The sequence below is a fragment of the Lysobacter rhizosphaerae genome (assembly GCF_054779795.1).
The window spans coordinates 104,736-123,575 of sequence record NZ_BAAGXO010000010.1 but is presented as its reverse complement, the minus strand read 5'-3'; the positions used below and the strand labels follow the sequence as shown (position 1 = coordinate 123,575).

23 protein-coding genes are annotated in these 18,840 nt (G+C 66.7%); 18 read left to right on the top strand and 5 right to left on the bottom strand.

Going from position 1 to position 18,840, the window contains the following annotated elements:
- Positions 1-28 precede the first annotated feature (28 nt).
- The 3 genes from ispF (at position 29) to ACYVGE_RS14205 (ending at position 1,953) form a co-directional block, all read left to right on the top strand.
- Positions 29-520: a 2-C-methyl-D-erythritol 2,4-cyclodiphosphate synthase gene (gene ispF, locus ACYVGE_RS14215; RefSeq protein WP_460730785.1), complete on the top strand. Its 492-nt coding sequence runs from the start codon at positions 29-31 to the stop codon at positions 518-520.
- Positions 521-551: 31 nt separating this feature from the next.
- A complete protein-coding gene (gene truD / locus ACYVGE_RS14210; protein WP_460730784.1) occupies positions 552-1,592 on the top strand; it encodes a tRNA pseudouridine(13) synthase TruD in 1,041 nt (346 codons plus the stop codon).
- 130 nt (positions 1,593-1,722) lie between these two features.
- Positions 1,723-1,953 carry a hypothetical protein gene (locus ACYVGE_RS14205; RefSeq protein WP_460730783.1) on the top strand — a complete coding sequence of 77 codons (231 nt, stop codon included), beginning with the start codon at positions 1,723-1,725 and terminating at the stop codon, positions 1,951-1,953.
- A gap of 59 nt (positions 1,954-2,012) precedes the next feature.
- Here ACYVGE_RS14205 and ACYVGE_RS14200 read toward each other — a convergent pair whose 3' ends face one another.
- Positions 2,013-2,582 carry a Smr/MutS family protein gene (locus tag ACYVGE_RS14200; RefSeq protein ID WP_460730782.1) on the bottom strand — a complete coding sequence of 190 codons (570 nt, stop codon included), beginning with the start codon at positions 2,580-2,582 and terminating at the stop codon, positions 2,013-2,015.
- A 201-nt stretch (positions 2,583-2,783) separates the two neighbouring features.
- Here ACYVGE_RS14200 and surE point away from each other — a divergent pair, with 201 nt between their 5' ends.
- From surE to ACYVGE_RS14165, 7 genes are all read left to right on the top strand, one after another.
- The gene (gene surE / locus ACYVGE_RS14195; RefSeq protein ID WP_460730781.1) at positions 2,784-3,563 is read left to right on the top strand and encodes a 5'/3'-nucleotidase SurE; all 780 of its coding nucleotides are present in this window, start codon (positions 2,784-2,786) and stop codon (positions 3,561-3,563) included.
- Positions 3,560-4,237 (top strand): protein-L-isoaspartate(D-aspartate) O-methyltransferase, encoded by a 678-nt coding sequence (locus ACYVGE_RS14190; RefSeq protein ID WP_460730780.1) that lies wholly within the window; start codon positions 3,560-3,562, stop codon positions 4,235-4,237. The genes surE and ACYVGE_RS14190 overlap by 4 nt, the downstream gene beginning before the upstream one ends.
- Positions 4,234-4,851, top strand: a complete 618-nt coding sequence (locus tag ACYVGE_RS14185; protein ID WP_460730779.1) for a YqaA family protein — start codon at positions 4,234-4,236, stop codon at positions 4,849-4,851. Before ACYVGE_RS14190 ends, ACYVGE_RS14185 begins: the two co-directional genes overlap by 4 nt.
- On the top strand, positions 4,848-5,660 hold the full coding sequence (locus tag ACYVGE_RS14180) for a peptidoglycan DD-metalloendopeptidase family protein (protein ID WP_460730778.1): 813 nt from the start codon (positions 4,848-4,850) through the stop codon (positions 5,658-5,660). The genes ACYVGE_RS14185 and ACYVGE_RS14180 overlap by 4 nt, the downstream gene beginning before the upstream one ends.
- A gap of 302 nt (positions 5,661-5,962) precedes the next feature.
- Positions 5,963-6,619 (top strand): hypothetical protein, encoded by a 657-nt coding sequence (locus ACYVGE_RS14175; RefSeq protein ID WP_460730777.1) that lies wholly within the window; start codon positions 5,963-5,965, stop codon positions 6,617-6,619.
- Positions 6,616-8,019, top strand: a complete 1,404-nt coding sequence (locus ACYVGE_RS14170) for an alpha/beta hydrolase family protein (RefSeq protein WP_460730776.1) — start codon at positions 6,616-6,618, stop codon at positions 8,017-8,019. The genes ACYVGE_RS14175 and ACYVGE_RS14170 overlap by 4 nt, the downstream gene beginning before the upstream one ends.
- Before the next feature lie 48 nt (positions 8,020-8,067).
- Positions 8,068-8,646, top strand: a complete 579-nt coding sequence (locus ACYVGE_RS14165; protein ID WP_460730775.1) for a relaxation protein — start codon at positions 8,068-8,070, stop codon at positions 8,644-8,646.
- 52 nt (positions 8,647-8,698) lie between these two features.
- On the opposite strand, the gene ACYVGE_RS14160 is transcribed toward ACYVGE_RS14165, so the two are convergent.
- Both ACYVGE_RS14160 and yhbY read right to left on the bottom strand, forming a co-directional pair.
- Complete coding sequence (locus tag ACYVGE_RS14160; protein ID WP_460730774.1) at positions 8,699-9,079, bottom strand: Mth938-like domain-containing protein; 381 nt, start codon at positions 9,077-9,079, stop codon at positions 8,699-8,701.
- 25 nt (positions 9,080-9,104) lie between these two features.
- Positions 9,105-9,410, bottom strand: a complete 306-nt coding sequence (gene yhbY / locus ACYVGE_RS14155) for a ribosome assembly RNA-binding protein YhbY (protein ID WP_460730773.1) — start codon at positions 9,408-9,410, stop codon at positions 9,105-9,107.
- Between the two features lie 74 nt (positions 9,411-9,484).
- Here yhbY and rlmE point away from each other — a divergent pair, with 74 nt between their 5' ends.
- The 4 genes from rlmE (at position 9,485) to folP (ending at position 13,222) form a co-directional block, all read left to right on the top strand.
- Positions 9,485-10,117 carry a 23S rRNA (uridine(2552)-2'-O)-methyltransferase RlmE gene (rlmE, locus tag ACYVGE_RS14150; RefSeq protein WP_460730879.1) on the top strand — a complete coding sequence of 211 codons (633 nt, stop codon included), beginning with the start codon at positions 9,485-9,487 and terminating at the stop codon, positions 10,115-10,117.
- 52 nt (positions 10,118-10,169) lie between these two features.
- On the top strand, positions 10,170-12,089 hold the full coding sequence (ftsH, locus tag ACYVGE_RS14145) for an ATP-dependent zinc metalloprotease FtsH (protein ID WP_460730772.1): 1,920 nt from the start codon (positions 10,170-10,172) through the stop codon (positions 12,087-12,089).
- A gap of 70 nt (positions 12,090-12,159) precedes the next feature.
- Positions 12,160-12,321 carry a hypothetical protein gene (locus ACYVGE_RS14140; RefSeq protein ID WP_460730771.1) on the top strand — a complete coding sequence of 54 codons (162 nt, stop codon included), beginning with the start codon at positions 12,160-12,162 and terminating at the stop codon, positions 12,319-12,321.
- A 1-nt stretch (position 12,322) separates the two neighbouring features.
- On the top strand, positions 12,323-13,222 hold the full coding sequence (gene folP, locus ACYVGE_RS14135; protein ID WP_460730770.1) for a dihydropteroate synthase: 900 nt from the start codon (positions 12,323-12,325) through the stop codon (positions 13,220-13,222).
- A 278-nt stretch (positions 13,223-13,500) separates the two neighbouring features.
- Here the strand turns inward: folP and ACYVGE_RS14130 are convergent, their stop codons facing one another.
- Positions 13,501-13,923: a GFA family protein gene (locus ACYVGE_RS14130; RefSeq protein ID WP_460730769.1), complete on the bottom strand. Its 423-nt coding sequence runs from the start codon at positions 13,921-13,923 to the stop codon at positions 13,501-13,503.
- A gap of 13 nt (positions 13,924-13,936) precedes the next feature.
- The gene (locus tag ACYVGE_RS14125; protein ID WP_460730768.1) at positions 13,937-14,191 is read right to left on the bottom strand and encodes a hypothetical protein; all 255 of its coding nucleotides are present in this window, start codon (positions 14,189-14,191) and stop codon (positions 13,937-13,939) included.
- A 188-nt stretch (positions 14,192-14,379) separates the two neighbouring features.
- Between ACYVGE_RS14125 and ACYVGE_RS14120 the strand changes: the two genes are divergently transcribed.
- The 4 genes from ACYVGE_RS14120 to hflX all read left to right on the top strand — a co-directional run bounded on the left by ACYVGE_RS14120 (position 14,380) and on the right by hflX (position 18,793).
- Complete coding sequence (locus ACYVGE_RS14120) at positions 14,380-15,801, top strand: amino acid permease (RefSeq protein ID WP_457097988.1); 1,422 nt, start codon at positions 14,380-14,382, stop codon at positions 15,799-15,801.
- Between the two features lie 87 nt (positions 15,802-15,888).
- On the top strand, positions 15,889-16,848 hold the full coding sequence (gene miaA / locus ACYVGE_RS14115) for a tRNA (adenosine(37)-N6)-dimethylallyltransferase MiaA (protein ID WP_460730767.1): 960 nt from the start codon (positions 15,889-15,891) through the stop codon (positions 16,846-16,848).
- Positions 16,849-17,082: 234 nt separating this feature from the next.
- Entirely contained in the window at positions 17,083-17,352 is a 270-nt protein-coding gene (gene hfq / locus ACYVGE_RS14110) for an RNA chaperone Hfq (RefSeq protein WP_460730766.1), read from the top strand.
- 109 nt (positions 17,353-17,461) lie between these two features.
- Positions 17,462-18,793, top strand: a complete 1,332-nt coding sequence (hflX, locus tag ACYVGE_RS14105) for a ribosome rescue GTPase HflX (RefSeq protein WP_460730765.1) — start codon at positions 17,462-17,464, stop codon at positions 18,791-18,793.
- Positions 18,794-18,840: the final 47 nt, after the last annotated feature.

The following is an 18,840-nucleotide window of genomic DNA, read 5'->3' as shown; positions in this document are numbered from 1 at the left end:
ACGGCCGTTCCCATTACCGGTTGGCGAAATGAACATCCGCATCGGCCAGGGCTTCGATGTGCACGCCTTCGGTGAGGGCGACCACGTCATGCTGGGCGGCGTCCGTGTCCCCCACGACCGGGGCGTGGTCGCCCATTCCGACGGCGACGTGGCCATCCATGCGCTGTGCGATGCCATGCTCGGGGCGCTGGCGTTGGGCGATATCGGCCAGCACTTTCCGCCGAGCGACGCTCAGTGGAAGGGCGCGGACAGTCGCGCCTTCCTGCGTCGCTGCAATGAATTGATTGGTGAACGTGGCTGGCGCGTCGGCAACGCCGACATCACGGTGGTCTGCGAGCGGCCCAAGGTGGGCCCGCACGCACCGGCGATGCGCGAGCGGCTGGCGGCGGACCTGGGGATCGATGTGGACGCGGTGAGCGTCAAGGCCACCACCAGCGAAAAGCTCGGCTTCACCGGGCGTGGCGAAGGGATCGCCGCGCAGGCGGCGGTATTGCTCGTGCGCGCCGAGCCCGTGGCGTAAGGATCAGCGCGGAAGCGCGGACGAAACGAACGTGGAAGAACACCAGACTTTGCCCCATGCCCACGGCGAGGCCGTCCTCGCAGCGAGGATGCGCAGTACGCCCGATGACTTCCGTGTCGAAGAGCTGCCCGGTTTCGAGCCCAGCGGCAGCGGCGAACACCTGCTGCTGACGATCGAAAAGCGCGGCATGAATACCGCGTTCGCAGCGAAGCGCATCGCAGCGTGGGCGAGGGTGCCGGAAATGGCGGTGAGCTATGCCGGGCTCAAGGACCGGCATGCCGTTACCCGCCAGCGTTTCAGCGTGCACCTCCCGAAGAAAATCGCGCCGGATATCGCCGCGCTCGACTGCGAAGAACTGCGCGTGCTCGAACACACGTGGCATTCGCGCAAGCTGCCGCGCGGCGCCCTGGCGGGTAACCGCTTCGTGCTGGTTCTGCGCGCGGTCAGTGGCGATCGCGATGCCATCGAGCAGCGCCTGCAGGCGATTGCCGCGCGCGGCGTGCCCAACTATTTCGGCGAGCAACGCTTTGGCCGCGCCGGCGACAACGTCGCGCAGGCGTTGGCGATGTTCGGCGGACGCCGGGTTCGCCGCGAGGAGCGCACGCTGCTGCTGTCGGCGGCCCGCTCGGAACTGTTCAACCGCGTGCTCGCCGCACGCGTCGAGGCCGGCAATTGGGACAGCGCGCTCGAGGGCGAAGTCTGGTCGCTGGATGGCAGTCGCAGCGTGTTCGGTCCGGAGCCTTTCACCGCGGAGTTGGCGGCGCGCCTGGCCGCATTCGACATCCATCCGAGCGGTCCGTTGTGGGGACGCGGCGAACTGCGCAGCCGGGCGGACGCCGCTGAACTGGAAACCCGGGCGCTCGACGGGGAAGAGGCAATCGCGCTGCGCAGGGGCCTGGAGGCCGCGGGCCTCGAACAGGAGCGCCGCTCCTTGCGACTGCGTCCGCTGGACATCGCCTGGCAGTGGCGCGATGACGCCTCGCTGGAGCTTTCGTTCGCACTACCGCCCGGCACCTACGCCACGGTCGTACTGGCAGAACTTGGCGCCGTCAGCTCGTCAGTTCCGGCCTGACGACCGCTCGTCGGAAAGCCATTGACGACACTGGCCCGTTAATTGGCCCGGCGTATAAGCAGGAAGTGCACCCGGCTTGGTGCCGGTGCCGTCTGCATGAAACGGACGCAGAGCCTTCGGGAGTGCCGTCATGAAAATGTCAGTGCGCATGGCTGTATTGACCGTGTCGATGCTCGGCCTGGCCGCTTGCGCCAGCTCGGGTGGCACGACCAGTTACAGCGCAAAACCGCAATCACAGCAGCAGACCCGCATGTCCAACAATGAGGCCTATATGGCACGTATCGAAGCCTACGACCGCCGTCGTGGCATCGATCTGACCTGGGTGAACCCGCCCCGCGAAATCGTCGCAAAGGACGAGTGATCCAAGGACGAGTGATCCAGCTCCTGCGCTGCCCGGATTGGCTCCGCCTGGCTGACCGCTCAGGCTGAGCCGGAACGACGCGGCGCCAGCAGCACGAGCACCGCTCCGGTGCCGCCCTGCGTGGGCGGCGCGGAGTGGAAACCGAGGACGTCTGCGCGCTGGCGCAGCAGGCGGTCCACCAGGTTTTTCAGTACCGGCACGTCGCGGCTCGAGAAGGGGCCTGGGCCGCCACCGTGCAACCCCTTTCCATGAATGATGCGTACGCAGGCGGCGTCGTGGTCACGCGCGTGCGCGAGGAAGGCGCGCAGCAGGGCTTCGGCTTCGCGCACATCGGCGCCGTGCAGGTCCACCTCGTCCTGCACGGCGATCTCGCCACGGCGCAGCCGTTGCAGCACTCGCGGCGGCAACACATCGCGGCGGTAGGAGAGCACGTCGCCGGACTCCACCAGTGTCGCGTCGAGGGCGTGGCGGAACTCGTCGCGTGCGGCCGCTTCATCCCGCTCGGCCATGCGCGCGCGCGGTTTCGGCTTCGGTTTGGATGCCGGCGGCGGCGTCACATCGCGCAGCTTGCGCACGGGACCGACCGCAGAGCGGAACAGGTCGGCATCGTCGTCTTGGTCTGACGTCATGGCGGCAGCCTACCGCGATGGGGATGCCGATGGTGCCTGCGCGCTCATCCGCGCACGCGGGGGACGCGCATGGCCTGAAGCGACGGCCGCTCGGCACAAACGGGCGCCCATGCGTCGTTTCCGGGTTGCCGCGGCCGGCCTGCGGTGGGGCCATCGGCTATCATGGCTACTCCGTTCCAATCCCCCAGATTTTCTGAATTGATGCGCGTTCTTGTAAGCAACGACGACGGTGTAGACGCCCCTGGTATCCAGGTCCTTGCCGCGGGCCTGCGCGCGGCCGGCCACGAGGTGCTGGTGGTGGCGCCCGACCGCGACCGTTCCGGCGCCAGCAACTCGCTCACGCTCGACATGCCGGTGCGGGTGAACCAGCAGGACGCCGCCACCTGGCGCGTCTTCGGTACCCCGACCGACTGCGTCCATGTCGCCATCACGGGCATGCTCGAAACCGAACCCGACATCGTCGTCTCCGGCATCAACAACACTGCGAATCTGGGCGACGACGTGATCTATTCCGGCACCGTTGCCGCCGCCATGGAAGGGCGTTTCCTCGGCCTGCCGGCGGTGGCCGTTTCGCTGGTCACCACCGACCACAAGGGACGGCATTACGAAAGCGCCGCCCGCGCCGCGGTCGAGATCATCGCCAGGCTGGTCGCCGAACCCCTGCCGGCCGACACGATCCTCAACGTCAATGTCCCCGACCTGCCGTGGGACGAACTGGCCGGGTTCGAAGTCACGCGCCTGGGCAACCGCCATCGCGCCGAACCCTGCATCCAGCAGCGCGATCCGCGTGGCCGGCAATGGTGGTGGATCGGCCCGGCGGGGCCCGAAGCCGACTCTGGCGTGGGCACCGATTTCCACGCGGTGCGCAGCGGCCATATCTCGATTACGCCGATCCAGGTCGACCTGACGCGCTACACCGCGCTCGAGCAGGTCGCCAGCTGGGTAGGCGGCCTCGCCGCCGCGACGGGAAAGGCTGCATGATGATGCGCATGCGACTGCAACCCGAAGCGATTGGACAAGGCATGACGTCGCAGCGCGTGCGCGACCGCCTGGTCGATCGCCTGCGCGAAAACGGCATCCGCGATGAGCGCGTGCTCAACGCGATCCGCACCGTGCCGCGTCATTTGTTCGTCGATGAGGCACTGGCGACCCGGGCGTACGAGGACACCGCACTGCCGATCGGCCAGGGCCAGACCATCTCGCAGCCCTGGGTCGTGGCGAGAATGACCGAAGCGGTGCTCGAATGCGCGCCGAAAAAGGTCCTCGAAATCGGCACCGGTTCCGGGTACCAGGCGGCGGTGCTCGCCGCGCTGGGACTGGAAGTGCATACCGTCGAGCGCATCGGCGAGCTGCTGCGCACGGCGCGCAAGCGTTTCCGCACGCTCGGCATGAACATCCGCAGCAAGCACGACGATGGCCGTATCGGCTGGGCAGAAAATGGCCCGTTCGACGCCATCATCGTCACCGCCGCCGCACCGGCCCTGGTCGATGCCCTGACCGCACAGCTCGCCCCGGGCGGCAACCTGGTCGCACCGGTGGGCGGAGCGTCGTCGCAGTCGCTGTTGAAGCTGCACAAGGACGCCGACAGCCAGATCACCCAGGAGGTGATGGCGCCGGTGGTATTCGTGCCCCTGCTTTCCGGGATGGTTGATTGAAAATCTTTGGTCCCCTCTACGAACGTGCCCTGAGCTGGGCGCGCCATCGCCACGCACCGGTCTATCTGACCGGCCTGAGTTTCGTCGAAGCGATCATCTTCCCGGTGATGCCCGAGGTCATGCTCGCGCCGATGTGCGTGGCCAAGCCCAAAAGCGGGTTCTGGTTCGCGACCCTCAGCCTGGCCGGTTCCATGGCCGGCGCGATGGTCGGTTATGCGTTGGGGCATTACGCATTCGAAGCGCTCAAGCCGGTGTTCGCGGCATTGGGCATGCTGCATGGCATCGAGTCGGGCATACAGATCGTGCAGGCAAAGATGGCCGAGTCGCCGTGGGCGGTGTTCTTGTTCCTCGTGCTGGGCGGCTTCATGCCCATTCCGATGAAGGTGTTCACATGGGCATCGGGGATCGTCGGCGTGCCCCTCCTGCAGTATTTCCTGAGCATGCTCATCGGGCGCGGCAAGCGGGTCTTTCTTCTCGCCGCCGCAATCCGCATCGGCGGCCCGCGCGCGGAACAGATGCTGCGACGCTACATCGAGCCGATCGGCTGGTTTGCGACGGTGTTGCTGGCTGCGCTGGTGGGCTGGGTGATCTGGAGGGCTCGACAGGGCGTATGACCAACATCACCCGGATTGCCTTCCTCGCCATCGCGACCGTCGCGATGGCCGCCTGCACCAGCACCGTGGTGCGCAAGACCTCGACCAGCCCGGTGGCTCCGCGCGTCTCGACGCCGAAATACGGCACGTCCGCGCAGGTGCAACGCGGCGACACGCTCTACGGCATCGCGTTCCGCAACGGCATCGACGTGCGCGACCTCGCGGCATGGAACGGCATCAGTGCGCCGTACACGATCTATCCCGGCCAGAGCCTGCGCCTGTATCCACGGAACGGTTCCGCGGCAGCGACAACTCGGCCTGCTCCGACCGCGACGCGGCCGCCGACCACTACTGCGCCATCGCGGCTCACGGCAGGCACGGCAAAGCCGGTGCGTCCGGCAGCGACGTCACCGGTTGCAACCACGCCGGTGCCGCCACCTCCCGCTGCACCAGTGAGCGACATCAGCTGGCGCTGGCCTGCCGATGGCGCGCTGCTCAACCGTTTCGTCGCCGGCGAACCGACCAAGCAGGGCATCGACATCACCGGCGAAGGCGGCGCACCGGTCACGGCAGCGGCCGATGGCGTCGTGGTGTACTCCGGCTCCGGCCTGGTCGGTTATGGCGAACTGATCATCATCAAGCACAACGATGCCTGGCTCTCGGCCTACGGCCACAACCGTTCGCGCATGGTCAACGAAGGCGCGATCGTCAAGGCAGGCCAACAGGTCGCGGTGATGGGCCGCACCGGCGCGCCGCGCGACATGCTGCATTTCGAGATCCGCTACAACGGCAAGCCGGTGGATCCGCTGACGTACCTTCCGAAGCGCTGAAGGCGCCAGCGCGGAAGCGGCAGAACATACCGAGCCGACCCATCGCTCGTCATCCCCGCGAATGCGGGGATCCAGGGACTTTGCTGGAAGACCGGCACGTCCCGCGCCTCATGGCGCCGACCCCGTTCCCCCGTTTCCTACTGATCGCCTTGGGTCAGTTGGCATGCGTTCGCTGCTGAAGGCAGGCTGCATCAAGGTCGATGCTCTGCCACGAACAACCTGTTCGTTTTCGCGCAACGCCTTCGCTGGATAGCCGTGACCATAATCGCGCGGCGCCTCGCCGTTGATCGAAAGGACTCGACATGAAGTGTTCCCCGTTGGCCCGCCTAGCCCTCTCGTGCCTCTTGCCGGTGCTGGCATTGGCCGCCTGCCACCGCTTCAACGGCGACGCTACCGAACCCCAAAACACGGACGAGCTGCACGTCGATCTCAAGCCACATCCAATGCTGGCCTACAAGATCACCGCGACCATCGACGACGCGCCGGGGCCGTTCGCAATGGTCGAGGGAATGGGGAGTTATCAGGTGGTCAACTCTGACGCCTGTGGCAAACGCGACAAGTGGGCGGGGCTTACGACCGGCCTCAACACCGGCGTCCCGTTCGAGTTGATCAAGGTCTCGGACACCCGATACGAAGGTACGTTCTACCTCGACCGATTGCCGGATGCGGACTATTACGGAAATGGCGTGTGCCGGTGGGAGTTCGTCGCCGTCAGTGTGTCTTTCAGCGCCACCGGGAAGGACAAAAACGAAACCACGTTTGAACCGGATCTATCGGCAAAGGAGGTATCGGCCGGGGGGCAGAAGAAGACCTACTTTCCCAAGGAATTCTACTTGCTCCCTTCGGGGATCGAGAACTATTCGACCATCGGTCAGCCTGATCGCAGCCAGTTTGCCCCTGGCATCACTGACGATGAGCTGTTCACCATCACATTGACGGCTGAGCAGGTGCAGCCATGAGCCAGACCTCGCAGCAGTACGCTGATCTGGCGAAGCATGTCTACGACCCGACTGTTCGCCAGGGCGTCTATCCGCCGGGTAAGGGGCCTGAGGTCACGTTTGAAGGCGTGACGTTCATAATCCGCGAGCACGTCAACAACCCGGAGACCGGCTACCAAGGCACGATCTACCAGCGCAAGGACACCGGCGACATCGTGGTGGCCCATCGCGGCACTGAATTTGATCGGGAGCCTTGGCAGGATGGTGGCAAGGCCGATGCCGGCATGGTGCTGGGCCGCGCCAACTTGCAGGCGCCGGAGGCCATCGAGCTGACCAGGCGTGCCAAGGAGCTCGCACAGAGAGAAGCGATTTTCCACGGCGGGTACGCCCCCGAAGTCACCGTCACCGGCCACTCGCTGGGCGGTTGTCTCGCACAGATCACAGCGCACCACTTCGACCTGAAAGGCGAAACCTTCAACGCCTACGGAGCAGTCAGTCTCGGGCTACGCATTCCCGAAGGCGGCGGCCAGGTCATCAACCACGTGATGGCGGCCGACGTGGTGAGCGCGGCCAGCCACCATTACGGACAGGTCCGGGTCTACGCCACACCGCAGCAGATCGCCACGCTCAAGCATGCGGGCTACGAGAACGACCGCGAGTGGCTGATGAACGATCGCGCTGTGATCGTGGCGGCGGGCGGGTCGCTCGGGTACCACGCCATCAACAACTTCCTCAATGTCGCAGGTCACCACTCGGTACTGAACCCGCAGGCTCGCGATCTCGCGCAGCACTACGAACCGATGATCGACCGCTATCGCAGCGACGTGGCCCTGACGCGCGGCGGCATCACCGCGTTGTCGCGCAGCACCGTGGGCTGGGTACAGGACGCCTTCGACGTTGCCCACGGCCCGCTGCCGCCGGGCGCACCGGCCGCGCAGGAGGCCGAGCACGAGGCGCAACGCGCGTATCGGGCGCTGCTGGCGCAACAGGAGCACGGCCACAGCGAACCCCTGCGGTCCGGTGTTTCGCTGCCGGACTACCTGCACCCGCACGGTCAGGTGCATGCGCCGCTGCGGCAGGGAACTCTGGACCCCAGCCACCCGCACTCGTCTCACGAACGCGAAGCATCCCACAGCCCCTCCAACTCCAACGCCGCGCGCGAGCTGTCGCCGGTGAAGGACTTCGACGCGTTCCTGGACCGAATGTTGGACGCCACGAACCGTGGTGATGACGCCACCTTCCGCAAGATGACCCAGACGCTGGCGGACCTGCCCCCGGGACGGGCGCTCATGGCGGAGGCGCGGGCCGAGGTCGACCGGCAGGAACAGCTGGCTGCACAGCAGCAGTTTGAGCAACAGCAACAGCAACAACAGGCCCAGCAAGAGGCCCACCACCATGCACCGCGCGCGCGAAGCCGTTGACGCATTCCGTAGTGGCCAGTTGCCGTTTCCCCGCCCGAGTCCATCCCAATGAGCGAATACAACGAAGTCGCACGGATCAGCAGGATCGCCGCGCTGGTCGAGCATTTCGAGCGCCGCTGCGAACAATCGTCCGCAGAATTGCGGCAACTCACGCAGCAGGTGCCGATGGTCCTGCGGAAGGCGGCCGATGATGAACTCAAGCGCCTCCCTGGCGAAATCATCGCGAGCGTACGCCAAGGCATCGAGCGGCCGGTGGCCGGCTATGAAGCGCGCCTAGAGGAGGCGAGCCAGCAGTTGCACAAGGCGGCGTTCGCCCTGTCCGCGCAGCTGGAGCGTGCCGAGCGGTTGCACAAGCATCTGGTCTGGAAGGTCGCCGGGATCGCGCTGGGCACTCTGGCGTTGCTGCTAGTGGCCGGCGGTTGGCTGTCGAACCGCTACTACGACGAAATCCGCCGCAATCAGGTCGCCGCCGAGCTGTTGAAGGCGTACAACGCCGCCGACGTGACCCTGTGTGATGGCCGCCTGTGCGCGAATGTGGGACAGCAAGGCGCCGAAGTTCGGCGACAAGAAGCAGTACCGTCCGGTGAAGCCCCGGGCCACAGGGCACTGAAACGACTGACCAAATAAAAGGGTCAGGTTCGCCAGGCGTCGGCGATGGGCTCTGTCGCTGGACTCGACTCTAAGGAGCAGGTTGCAGGATGAAGCCAGCCACTACCCGCCGGTCTTCGCTGGCCAGCACATTGAATGTGCGTGCCGCGGCCGCATTGGCCATGACTTCGATGCCGATGCCGCGCTCCATGCAGTAGGCCATGACGGAGGGGGGCGGAAAGACCTGGGTGGCTCCGGTGCCAAGCAGGACCACTTCCGGATCGAGCCCGAGCAGGGCCTCGAGGTCGGCGGCCACGAGAGCGCGCGGATCCTGGACAAGCCACGCTTCGACCAGCCGGTCCGGGGCGATGATGAAGCTGGAGTTCAGCTGGCGGTCGTTGACCACCGCGATCCGGCCGTCGGCACCGCGCAGCAGGAATTCATGGTCGGGGTGTTCGAGGTTCAGTTGCATGGAGCCGCCACGACGATCTGGCTGTTCAGGCCCGGGGCAACACGATCTGGCGCTTGTCCTTGCTCGGCCGGTACAGCACCGCGGTATGGCCGATGCGCTGTACCAGGGCGGCGCCGACCCGTTCAGCGATCTCGCCGATCATGGCGTCGCGCGCGTCCCGATCCTCGGCGGCGACCTTCACCTTGATCAGCTCGTGGTGTTCGAGCGCCTGGTCGACCTCGGCGATCAGGGCGTCGGTGATGCCTTTGCCGCCCACTTGCAGCATCGCCCGCAGATCGTGCGCCTGCCCACGCAGGAAACGGGTCTGGGCGGAGGTCAGGACGGTACTCATGGGCAGTATCACGGGCGGGCGAAACGGGCGTGCAGGGTATCATGGAGGCCCAACTCTCCCGGGCGAGCGCTTTCGTGGCCACCCGCAGTAAAAGCAGTCATCGCTGGCTCCAGGAACACTTTTCCGATCCCTTCGTGAAGAAGGCCCAGGCCGAGGGGCTGCGTTCGCGCGCCGCCTACAAGCTGGAGGAGCTGGTCGAGCGCGACCGCCTGCTCAAGCCCGGCATGGTCGTGGTCGACCTCGGCGCGGCGCCCGGCGGCTGGTCGCAATGGGTGCGGCAGGCGCTGGGTGCGAAGGGCCGCGTGATCGCCCTGGACATCCTCGAGATGCCGTCCCTGGCGGGCGTGGAGTTCCTTCATGGGGATTTCAGGGAGGATGCGGTCCTATCGCATCTGGAAAACACGCTGGATGGCCAGCTTGTGGACCTTGTCCTCTCCGACATGGCCCCCAATATGAGCGGTGTGGACGCGGTGGACCTGCCGCGGGCGATGCATCTGTCGGAACTGGCAATGGACTTTGCCGACCGTCACCTGCGCGTCGGGGGCACGTTCCTGATCAAGCTGTTCCAGGGCGTAGGTTTCGACGATTACGTGCGCGACCTGCGCCGTCGCTACGCCAAGGTCGTGATCCGCAAGCCGGCGGCCTCGCGCAAGCGTTCGCCGGAGGTATATGCACTGGCGCAGGGAAAGCTGGCGCAGATGAAATGACAGTTCCAACACATTATTTGAAGCCGGCACGGACCGCTGAACGGGCGAACCAATGAACGATCTCGCAAAAAATCTGCTGCTCTGGGTCATCGTCGCCGTCGTATTGATGGTGGTGTTCCAGGCGTTCGGCCCGCGCACCGGACTGGGGGCGACCTCCACGGAGGTCACGTATTCCCAGTTCATGAAGGACGTGAAGGCCGACAAAGTGAAGTCGGTCGAGTACACCGATGACACCAACCTGGCGGTCAATGCGCTGCAGTTCGAGCGCAAGGACGGCAGCAAGGGCACGGCCTATGGCCCGTCCGACAACTGGCTGGTCACCGACCTGCTCCAGCACCAGGTCGAAATCACCCGCAAGCCGCCCAACACAGGGCCGTCGTTCTGGTCGATCGTATTCAATCTGTTGCCGATCCTGCTGATCGTCGGCTTCTGGATCTTCGTCATGCGGCAGATGCAGCAGGGCGGGAGCAAGGGCGCGATGAGCTTCGGCAAGTCGCGCGCGAAGATGCAGGGCGAGGACCAGGTCAAGGTCACTTTCGCCGACGTCGCCGGTTGCGACGAAGCGAAGGAAGAAGTGCACGAGCTCGTCGAGTTCCTGCGTGACCCGGGCAAGTTCCAGAAGCTCGGCGGCAAGATCCCGCGTGGTGTGCTGATGGTGGGCCCGCCGGGTACCGGCAAGACGCTGCTGGCCCGCGCGATCGCCGGCGAAGCCAAGGTGCCGTTCTTCTCGATCTCCGGTTCGGACTTCGTCGAGATGTTCGTCGGCGTCGGCGCCAGCCGCGTGCGCGACATGTTCGAGCAGGCCAAGAAGCACGCGCCGTGCATCATCTTCATCGACGAAATCGACGCGGTCGGCCGCCATCGCGGCGCCGGCCTCGGCGGTGGCCACGACGAGCGCGAGCAGACCCTCAACCAGTTGCTGGTGGAGATGGACGGTTTCGAAGGCGGTGAGGGCGTGATCGTCATCGCCGCGACCAACCGCCCCGACGTGCTCGATCCCGCGCTGCTGCGTCCGGGCCGCTTCGACCGCCAGGTCGTGGTGGGCCTGCCCGACGTCAAGGGCCGTGAGCAGATCCTGCGCGTGCACATGCGCAAGCTGCCGCTGGCGGACGACGTCGTGCCGATGACCATCGCGCGCGGAACCCCGGGCTTCAGCGGTGCCGACCTCGCCAACCTCTGCAACGAGGCCGCGCTGTTCGCCGCGCGCGAGAATGCGAAGGAAGTCCGCATGGACCACTTCGACCGCGCCCGCGACAAGATCCTGATGGGCACCGAGCGCCGCTCGATGGCGATGAGCGAGTCCGAGAAGAAGCTCACCGCCTACCACGAGGCCGGCCACGCCATCGTCGGCCGCGTCGTGCCCGAGCACGATCCGGTCTACAAGGTCACGATCATTCCGCGCGGCCGCGCGCTGGGCGTGACCATGTACCTGCCGGAAGGCGACAAGTACAGCTACAACAAGGTCGCGATCGAATCGCAGCTGTGCTCGTTGTACGGCGGCCGCGTCGCCGAGGAACTCATTTTCGGCGCCGACAAGGTCACCACCGGCGCGTCCAACGACATCGAGCGCGCGACCAAGATGGCGCGCAACATGGTCACCAAGTGGGGCCTGTCGGACGAGCTGGGCCCGATCGCCTATGGCGAGGAAGAGGACGAAGTGTTCCTCGGTCGTTCGGTGACGCAACACAAGAACGTGTCGAACGAAACCGCGCGCAAGATCGACGAAGTGGTGCACAGCATCCTCGACAAGGCCTACGCACGCAGCACGCAGATCCTCAAGGAGAACCTCGACAAGCTGCATGACATGGCCGAGGCATTGCTGCTGTACGAAACCATCGATGCCAAGCAGATCGACGCCATCATGGAAGGCCGCGTGCCGCCGCCGCCGGAAGGCTGGGGCAAGAACGGCAGCGACAAGTCGAGCGAAGTGCCGCCGCTGCCGCCGATCGCGGGTCCTGCCGCGCAGACCTGATCCGCCGGTTGCCGCTTCGATCCGAAAAGGCCAGAGTCCGCTCTGGCCTTTTTCTTTGGGGACGACGCGCATGGAGCAACAGCCACGGAAGCGCCACGGGCGCTGGATAGCCTTCGGCATTGCCTTGGGTGCCGGAATGGGCGTCGCCATGCACAACCTGGCCGTTGGGGTTGCCGCCGGCGTCGCGATCGGCGTCGCCCTGGCGGTGCGCGAAAAGCGCGGGCAGGGTTGAGATGTTCGACTTGTCGCCTACGCTGGACTGCAACGGCCGTGCCCTCGTTCTCGACCGCGTGCGGGTCGTGGGCATCGTCAATGTCACCCCGGATTCGTTCTCCGATGGCGGCGAGCACGCCGGGACCGACGCTGCCGTCGCCCATGGCCTGAAGCTGGCGGAAGAGGGGGCCGATGTCCTCGATGTCGGCGGCGAATCCACGCGGCCCGGCGCCGATGAGGTGAGTGTCGAGGAGGAACTGCGCCGGGTGATCCCGGTGATCGAGCGCCTCGCCAGCGGATGCACGCTGCCGATCAGCATCGACACCTCCAAGCCCGAGGTGATGCGCGCCGCCGTCGCCGCAGGCGCCGGCCTGATCAACGACGTCTACGCCCTGCGACGCGAAGGCGCCCTCGACGCCGCTGCCGCGCTGGGAGTCCCGGTCATCCTGATGCACATGCAGGGCGAGCCGCGCTCGATGCAGGCGTCGCCGCAATACGACGACGTGGTGGCCGAAGTGCACCGCTTCCTCGCCGAACGCATCTTCGCCGCGGAGATGGCCGGGATCGCCAAGAAGCGGATCGTCGTCGATCCCGGCTTCGGCTTCGGCAAGAACCGCGAGCACAACCTTGCCCTGCTGGCGCAGCTGGAGCGGTTCGGCGAGTTGGGCGTGCCGCTGCTCGCCGGCCTGTCGCGCAAGAAGACGATCGGTGAACTCACCGGTCGCGACGACCCCCACGACCGCGTCTTCGGTTCCGTCGCCGCCCACGTGATCGCGGCACAGCGGGGCGCGAAGCTGGTGCGCGTGCATGACGTGGCGGCCACCGTCGATGCGCTCAAGGTCTGGAACGCCGTCGCCGCGCAGCCCTTGCCGCGGGCGAAGGCCGCCACGCCGACCATCCGCTGGCCCGACGACGACTGATCGTTCGCCGTCGACTTGTGCACAAGGGCTGTGGGCAAGTTTCCCGAACATCCTGTGGACAAGTGGCTGCCGCCCAGGCGGGACAAGGCTGTCAAGCGATATGGCTATTTTTTCACCAGTCGCGCGGTAAAAAATTTATCGCCCGATAGTGGTCAATTTTTAGCCAACCCGCTTGACACGCTTGTCCTGCAAGGCGCGCAGAAGGTTGTCCACAGGATGTCCGGGAAAACTATCCACAGGTGTTGTGAACAACTGGCGCCCGATGCCAGCGCCTTGCCTCAGGACAGCGTGGCCGGGGTCCACAGCTGCGACCAGCGCGCGAGTTTGGCTTCCGGCGCCAGTTGCTGCGGCGATGCAACAACCTCGGCGCCCAGCAGGTGGCGCTCGTCGAAGCTGTTGCGGTTGACGGCGCCGCGTCGCAAGCCATCGTTGTCCATGCAGGTCACGCCGACCAGCACGCCGCAATTTCCGCAGATCAGGAAGTCGGCCTGCCCGGAGCCCTGGCGATAGCGTCGCAGCCGGCCGCCCGGATCACGCACCTGCAATGAACCCGCCGCGTCGGATACCCATGCGGCGCGATGGCGCGTGCAGAAATCGCAGTCGCAGGCGCGTGGAGTGAATTCCTCCAGCCGATGCGCGGTCTCGAAAGTCCAGCGCACCGCGCCGCAATGGCAGCCGCCTTCATGGCGGAATCCGTCCATCGAAGTGCGCTCTTCAGTCGCCACCGCCGCCGTCCCCGCCGCCATCGCAGCCACCGCTGTCGCTACTACCCGAATCCGCGCAATCGGATCCGCTCGAGGCGTCATCGCCAAAGGAGGTGCCCGGACCGGTGTCGCTTCCGTCGGCATAGGGCGTACCCGACGCGGCGTCGTTTGTCCCGGAGATGCGACCGTTGCGACCGCCGTGCGACGCCCGCCACACGACCGCGACCAGCGCCACGGCAACCGCCAGCATCAACAGCGTCGACATGGGCAAGGCTCCACTGTCCGGTGATGCGCCAAGGCTAGCCCCCAATGCACCGGAAGGCGACCGCCCCGGACCGGCGCGGGCCCGGCAACCGACAACCGGGAGCGGCACCGCGTATCGCGTCGCTTCGCATTGCAGCGGTCGATGGCTCAGTATGTCGGCTCCGTTCACCCGTTCGAGACGAGGGTTGTATGCAGGCATGGCTCCGGCGCAAGGACATCGACAAGGTCACGGTGCACGAGGAGGGCCGCCGACTGGTCCCCACCCTGAGCTGGCCGCACCTGATCGCGCTGGGCATCGGCGCCATCGTCGGCACCGGCATCTACACGCTGATTGGCGTCGGCGCCAACCTTGCAGGTCCCGCCGTCCTGCTGTCGTTCCTGGTAGCGGGCGTGGTCTGTGCCTGCGCGGCGCTGGCGTATGCGGAAATGGCCACGATGATGCCGGCTGCCGGCAGCGCCTACACCTACAGCTACATCGTGCTCGGCGAGACCATCGCCTGGGTCGTCGGCTGGAGTCTGATCCTGGAATATTCGCTGGTGGTGAGCGCGGTGGCGGTCGGCTGGTCCGGCTACGCGGTCGGTTTCCTCAAGGGCCTGGGCGTGGACCTGCCGTTGTGGTTGTCCGTCGGCCACCATGCCGGCGGGCTGATCAACCTGCCGGCGGTGGCCATCGTGTTCGTGGTGGCCGGCCTGCTGATGGCAGGCACGCGGGAAAGCGCCACGCTCAACGCGGTGCTGGTGGTGCTCAAGATCGTCGCGCTGGGCATTTTCATCGCCATCGCCCTGCCGCATTTCGATGCCGGCAATACGCAACCCTTCATGCCCTTCGGTTTCGTGAAGTCGATGGGTGCTGACGGCGTCGAGCGCGGGGTGATGGCCGCGGCGGCGATCATCTTCTTCGCCTTCTACGGCTTCGACGCAATTTCCACGGCCGCCGAAGAAACCAAGAACCCGGGGCGCGACCTGTCGATCGGCATCGTCGGCTCGATGATCGGCTGCACCCTGATCTACATGATCGTCGCCCTGGCCGCGGTGGGTGCGCTGAGCTACACCGTCTTCGCCAAGAGCCCCGAGCCCCTCGCGCTGATCCTGCGCGAACTGGGGCAGGGCAAGGCCGCCACGATCATTGCAGCCGCCGCGGTGATCGCGTTGCCGACGGTCCTGCTTGCGTTCCTGTACGGACAGAGCCGCATCTTCTTCGTGATGTCGCGCGACGGCCTGTTGCCGCGCGGCCTGTCGAAGGTCAGCCCGCGCACCGGTACGCCCATCGCGACGACCTTGTTCACCGCCACGCTGGTGGCGGCACTGGCGGGCGTGGCGCGCCTGGATGAGATCGCGGCGCTGGCCAATGCCGGCACCCTTGCGGCCTTCATCGCCGTCGCGGTGTGTCTGCTGGTGTTGCGCAAGCGCGATCCCGCGCGTGCACGCGTGTTCCGCACTCCGCTTGCATGGGTGGTCGGGCCGATCGCGATCCTGGGCTGCCTGTACCTGTTCTGGAGCCTGCCACGCACCACCCAGGTCTGGTTCCTGGCGTGGAACGTGATCGGCGTGGTGGCCTATCTCGCTTACGGTCGCAGCCGCAGTCTGTTGGCGCGCGGACAGGAAGCGTGACCTAGACGATCGCGGGCTGCGTGCTTTCGGGCACGCCGAGCGAGGCCCCGACAGGCGCTCTCGCACGCCCGCGGAACTGGTGCATCGATGACTGCCGACAAGCGCCCGCTCGCCATCGCCCTGATGGGCCCGACCGCCTCGGGCAAGACCGCACTCGCCCTCGACTGGGCGCAGCGGTTGGGCGGCGAAATCGTCAGCGTCGATTCCGCCCTGGTGTACCGCGGTCTCGACATCGGCGCCGCCAAGCCCACGGCGGCCGAGCTGGCCGCGGTAACGCACCACATGCTCGACCTGCGCGAACCCTGGCAGCCGTACTCCGCGGCGGAATTCGCGGCGGATGCCCGCCGCGCGCTCGACGCCGTCATTGCGCGCGGCAAGCTGCCAATCCTCGCGGGCGGCACGGGACTCTACTTCCATGCCCTGCTGCACGGCCTGTCGGACATGCCGGAGGCCGATGCCGCCACGCGCGCGCAACTCGAAGCCGAGGCGGCCGAGCGTGGGTGGGCCGCGCTGCATGCCGAACTACGCGGCATCGATGCCGAAGCCGCCGCGCGCATCCATGCCACCGACGCCCAGCGCATCCAGCGCGCATTGGAAGTGTTCCGGCTCTCCGGCCGCAGCATCAGCGACTGGCGTCGTGCCGCCAGGAGTGCGCCGCGATTGCCGGTGCGCGTTCTGAAGCTGGTACTGGCGCCACAGGATCGGGCGGTACTGCACCAGCGCATCGAACAGCGTTTCGACGCGATGCTGGCAGGCGGTTTCCTCGATGAGGTGCGCCGCCTGCGCGACCTGCCGGAGCTGCGCGGCCACCCGCGACCGCTCGACCTGCCGGCCCTGCGGGCGGTGGGATACCGCCAGGCGTGGGAGCACCTGGATGGCGTCTTCGATGCTGGCGAGTTCCGCGACCGCGGCATTTTCGCCACGCGCCAGCTTGCCAAGCGCCAGCTCACCTGGTTGCGCGGGGAACTGGATGCGCGCTGGTTCGATCCGCAGCAGGATCGGGCGGGACTGGAGCGGGCGTTGCGGTTGTTCCTCCCTTCCCGGTAGCGGCGGTCCCGGCGCGGCTCGGCCTGCGCGAGTTCACTCCGTCCCGTCCCGGCGCCCGCGCATGCCCGATCCGGCGTGTTCACGGATCGCGGCACCCGTCCCGCTCGCTTTGCGCCGGGCTGGGTTACCATCGGCCCCGTCGTCCGTGCGGGGACAGCATCGGCGATGCGATTGCGGAATGGGCCTCCGGCCATCCGCTTCGCCACCTATAACTAGAAATACAGTGGGGAAAACATGTCGAAGGGGCAATCCTTGCAGGACCCGTTCCTGAATGCTTTGCGGCGCGAGCGCGTGCCGGTTTCGGTCTACCTGGTCAACGGCATCAAGCTGCAGGGCACGATCGAATCGTTCGACCAGTTCGTGGTGCTGCTGCGCAATACCGTCAGCCAGATGGTCTACAAGCACGCGATTTCGACCGTGGTGCCGGCGCGCAACGTGCGCGTGGGGCCGGGTGGCGGCCAGGCGCAGGCCGATGACGGCGAAGAAGGCGACGACACCGAGTAACCCGTCGGTTTGCGGCATCGGGGCGATGCAGGGCGCCGCTGCTTGAAGCAGGCGGTCCGCGCCCCCATTCCATCCTTCCCCGCTACCGGGGAAGGAGTAAACAGACCGGATGTTTGAACGTTCCCGCAAGGGCGAGCACGCGTTGCTGATCCAGCCCCATGCCGGCGGACCGCCGGACGAGGGGCTGATGGAGGAATTCGCCGACCTGGCCCGTTCGGCCGGCGCCTCTGTCGCCGCGCTGCTTACGGCGCGCATCGACCGTCCCAATCCCGCCACGCTGGTGGGCAGCGGCAAGCTCGAGGAAATGAAGGCCGCGGCCGATGCCAGCGGCGCCGATCTCGTGCTCGTGAACTTCGCCTTGTCGCCGGGGCAGGAGCGCAACCTGGAAAAGGCGTTGCAGCGCCGCGTCGTCGACCGCACCGGCCTGATCCTCGACATCTTCTCCCAGCGGGCGCAGAGCGCCGAGGGCAAGCTCCAGGTCGAACTCGCCCAGCTCAAGCACATGGCGACGCGGCTGGTGCGGGGCTGGACCCACCTTGAACGCCAGCGCGGCGGTGCCATCGGCCTGCGCGGACCGGGTGAAACCCAGCTGGAAACCGATCGCCGCCTGCTGCAGAAGCGACTCGAACAATTACAGAAGCGCCTCGACAAGGTCGAAGTGCAGCGCACGCAGATGCGTCGCGCACGCATGCGCAGCGAGCTCCCGCGCATCGCGCTGGTCGGTTACACCAACGCCGGCAAGTCCACGCTGTTCAACGCGTTGACGGGTGCCTCCGCGTATGCCGCGGACCAGTTGTTCGCCACGCTCGATCCCACCGTGCGTCGCATCGCGCTGCCGGGCGGAGGAGCGGTGCTGGCGGATACCGTCGGCTTCGTCCGCGACCTGCCGCACGAGCTGGTCGCGGCCTTCCGCTCCACCTTGTCGGAAGCGCGCGAAGCCGACCTGCTGCTGCATGTCGTCGATGCCGCCGATCCGCTGCGCGACGAACGCATCGCACAGGTGGACGAGGTATTGGCCGAGATCGGCGCGGGCGACCTCCCACAACTGCTCGTCTACAACAAGATCGATCGCCTGGAGCGCGAGGACAACGCCGCACCCGAGCCACGCCACGACCGCCCCGGCGAAGGCCGCCAGCGCGTCTGGGTTTCGGCGCAACTCGGCCTCGGCCTGGATCTCGTCCGCAAGGCGCTTGCCGACGTACTCGAGTTGCGCCACGTCGTCGGCGAACTGCGCCTGCCCTCGCAGGCCGCGCGCCTGCATGCGCGCCTGCATGAACTCGGCGTGATTCGCGAGGAGGCGCATGACGAGCACGGTTGGCGCCTGCAGGTCGACATGGCGATCGCCGATGCGCTCAAGCTGTTCCCGCAGGCGCATGGCGAAGCCCTGCGACCCCTGCTCGAAGCCGCTGGCGCGTTCGAAGACGAAGCCGCGGGATGGTAGTCGCACGGCAAGGCAGGCTTGCCTTGTTTGAGGCCACACGAGCGCTA

What these genes read in the sequence shown, in the direction of transcription:
- ACYVGE_RS14205 (WP_460730783.1), top strand. Translation starts at nt 1,723, where the DNA reads ATGAAAATGTCAGTGCGCATGGCTGTATTGACCGTGTCGATGCTCGGC.
- ACYVGE_RS14140 (WP_460730771.1), top strand. Translation starts at nt 12,160, where the DNA reads ATGGAGCAACAGCCACGGAAGCGCCACGGGCGCTGGATAGCCTTCGGC.
- hflX (WP_460730765.1), top strand. Translation starts at nt 17,462, where the DNA reads ATGTTTGAACGTTCCCGCAAGGGCGAGCACGCGTTGCTGATCCAGCCC.
- ACYVGE_RS14125 (WP_460730768.1), bottom strand. Translation starts at nt 14,191, where the DNA reads ATGTCGACGCTGTTGATGCTGGCGGTTGCCGTGGCGCTGGTCGCGGTC.
- ACYVGE_RS14165 (WP_460730775.1), top strand. Translation starts at nt 8,068, where the DNA reads ATGAGCGAATACAACGAAGTCGCACGGATCAGCAGGATCGCCGCGCTG.
- ACYVGE_RS14170 (WP_460730776.1), top strand. Translation starts at nt 6,616, where the DNA reads ATGAGCCAGACCTCGCAGCAGTACGCTGATCTGGCGAAGCATGTCTAC.
- ACYVGE_RS14190 (WP_460730780.1), top strand. Translation starts at nt 3,560, where the DNA reads ATGATGATGCGCATGCGACTGCAACCCGAAGCGATTGGACAAGGCATG.
- ispF (WP_460730785.1), top strand. Translation starts at nt 29, where the DNA reads ATGAACATCCGCATCGGCCAGGGCTTCGATGTGCACGCCTTCGGTGAG.
- ftsH (WP_460730772.1), top strand. Translation starts at nt 10,170, where the DNA reads ATGAACGATCTCGCAAAAAATCTGCTGCTCTGGGTCATCGTCGCCGTC.
- folP (WP_460730770.1), top strand. Translation starts at nt 12,323, where the DNA reads ATGTTCGACTTGTCGCCTACGCTGGACTGCAACGGCCGTGCCCTCGTT.
- ACYVGE_RS14160 (WP_460730774.1), bottom strand. Translation starts at nt 9,079, where the DNA reads ATGCAACTGAACCTCGAACACCCCGACCATGAATTCCTGCTGCGCGGT.
- ACYVGE_RS14180 (WP_460730778.1), top strand. Translation starts at nt 4,848, where the DNA reads ATGACCAACATCACCCGGATTGCCTTCCTCGCCATCGCGACCGTCGCG.
- ACYVGE_RS14130 (WP_460730769.1), bottom strand. Translation starts at nt 13,923, where the DNA reads ATGGACGGATTCCGCCATGAAGGCGGCTGCCATTGCGGCGCGGTGCGC.
- hfq (WP_460730766.1), top strand. Translation starts at nt 17,083, where the DNA reads ATGTCGAAGGGGCAATCCTTGCAGGACCCGTTCCTGAATGCTTTGCGG.
- ACYVGE_RS14175 (WP_460730777.1), top strand. Translation starts at nt 5,963, where the DNA reads ATGAAGTGTTCCCCGTTGGCCCGCCTAGCCCTCTCGTGCCTCTTGCCG.
- surE (WP_460730781.1), top strand. Translation starts at nt 2,784, where the DNA reads ATGCGCGTTCTTGTAAGCAACGACGACGGTGTAGACGCCCCTGGTATC.
- ACYVGE_RS14120 (WP_457097988.1), top strand. Translation starts at nt 14,380, where the DNA reads ATGCAGGCATGGCTCCGGCGCAAGGACATCGACAAGGTCACGGTGCAC.
- yhbY (WP_460730773.1), bottom strand. Translation starts at nt 9,410, where the DNA reads ATGAGTACCGTCCTGACCTCCGCCCAGACCCGTTTCCTGCGTGGGCAG.
- ACYVGE_RS14200 (WP_460730782.1), bottom strand. Translation starts at nt 2,582, where the DNA reads ATGACGTCAGACCAAGACGACGATGCCGACCTGTTCCGCTCTGCGGTC.
- miaA (WP_460730767.1), top strand. Translation starts at nt 15,889, where the DNA reads ATGACTGCCGACAAGCGCCCGCTCGCCATCGCCCTGATGGGCCCGACC.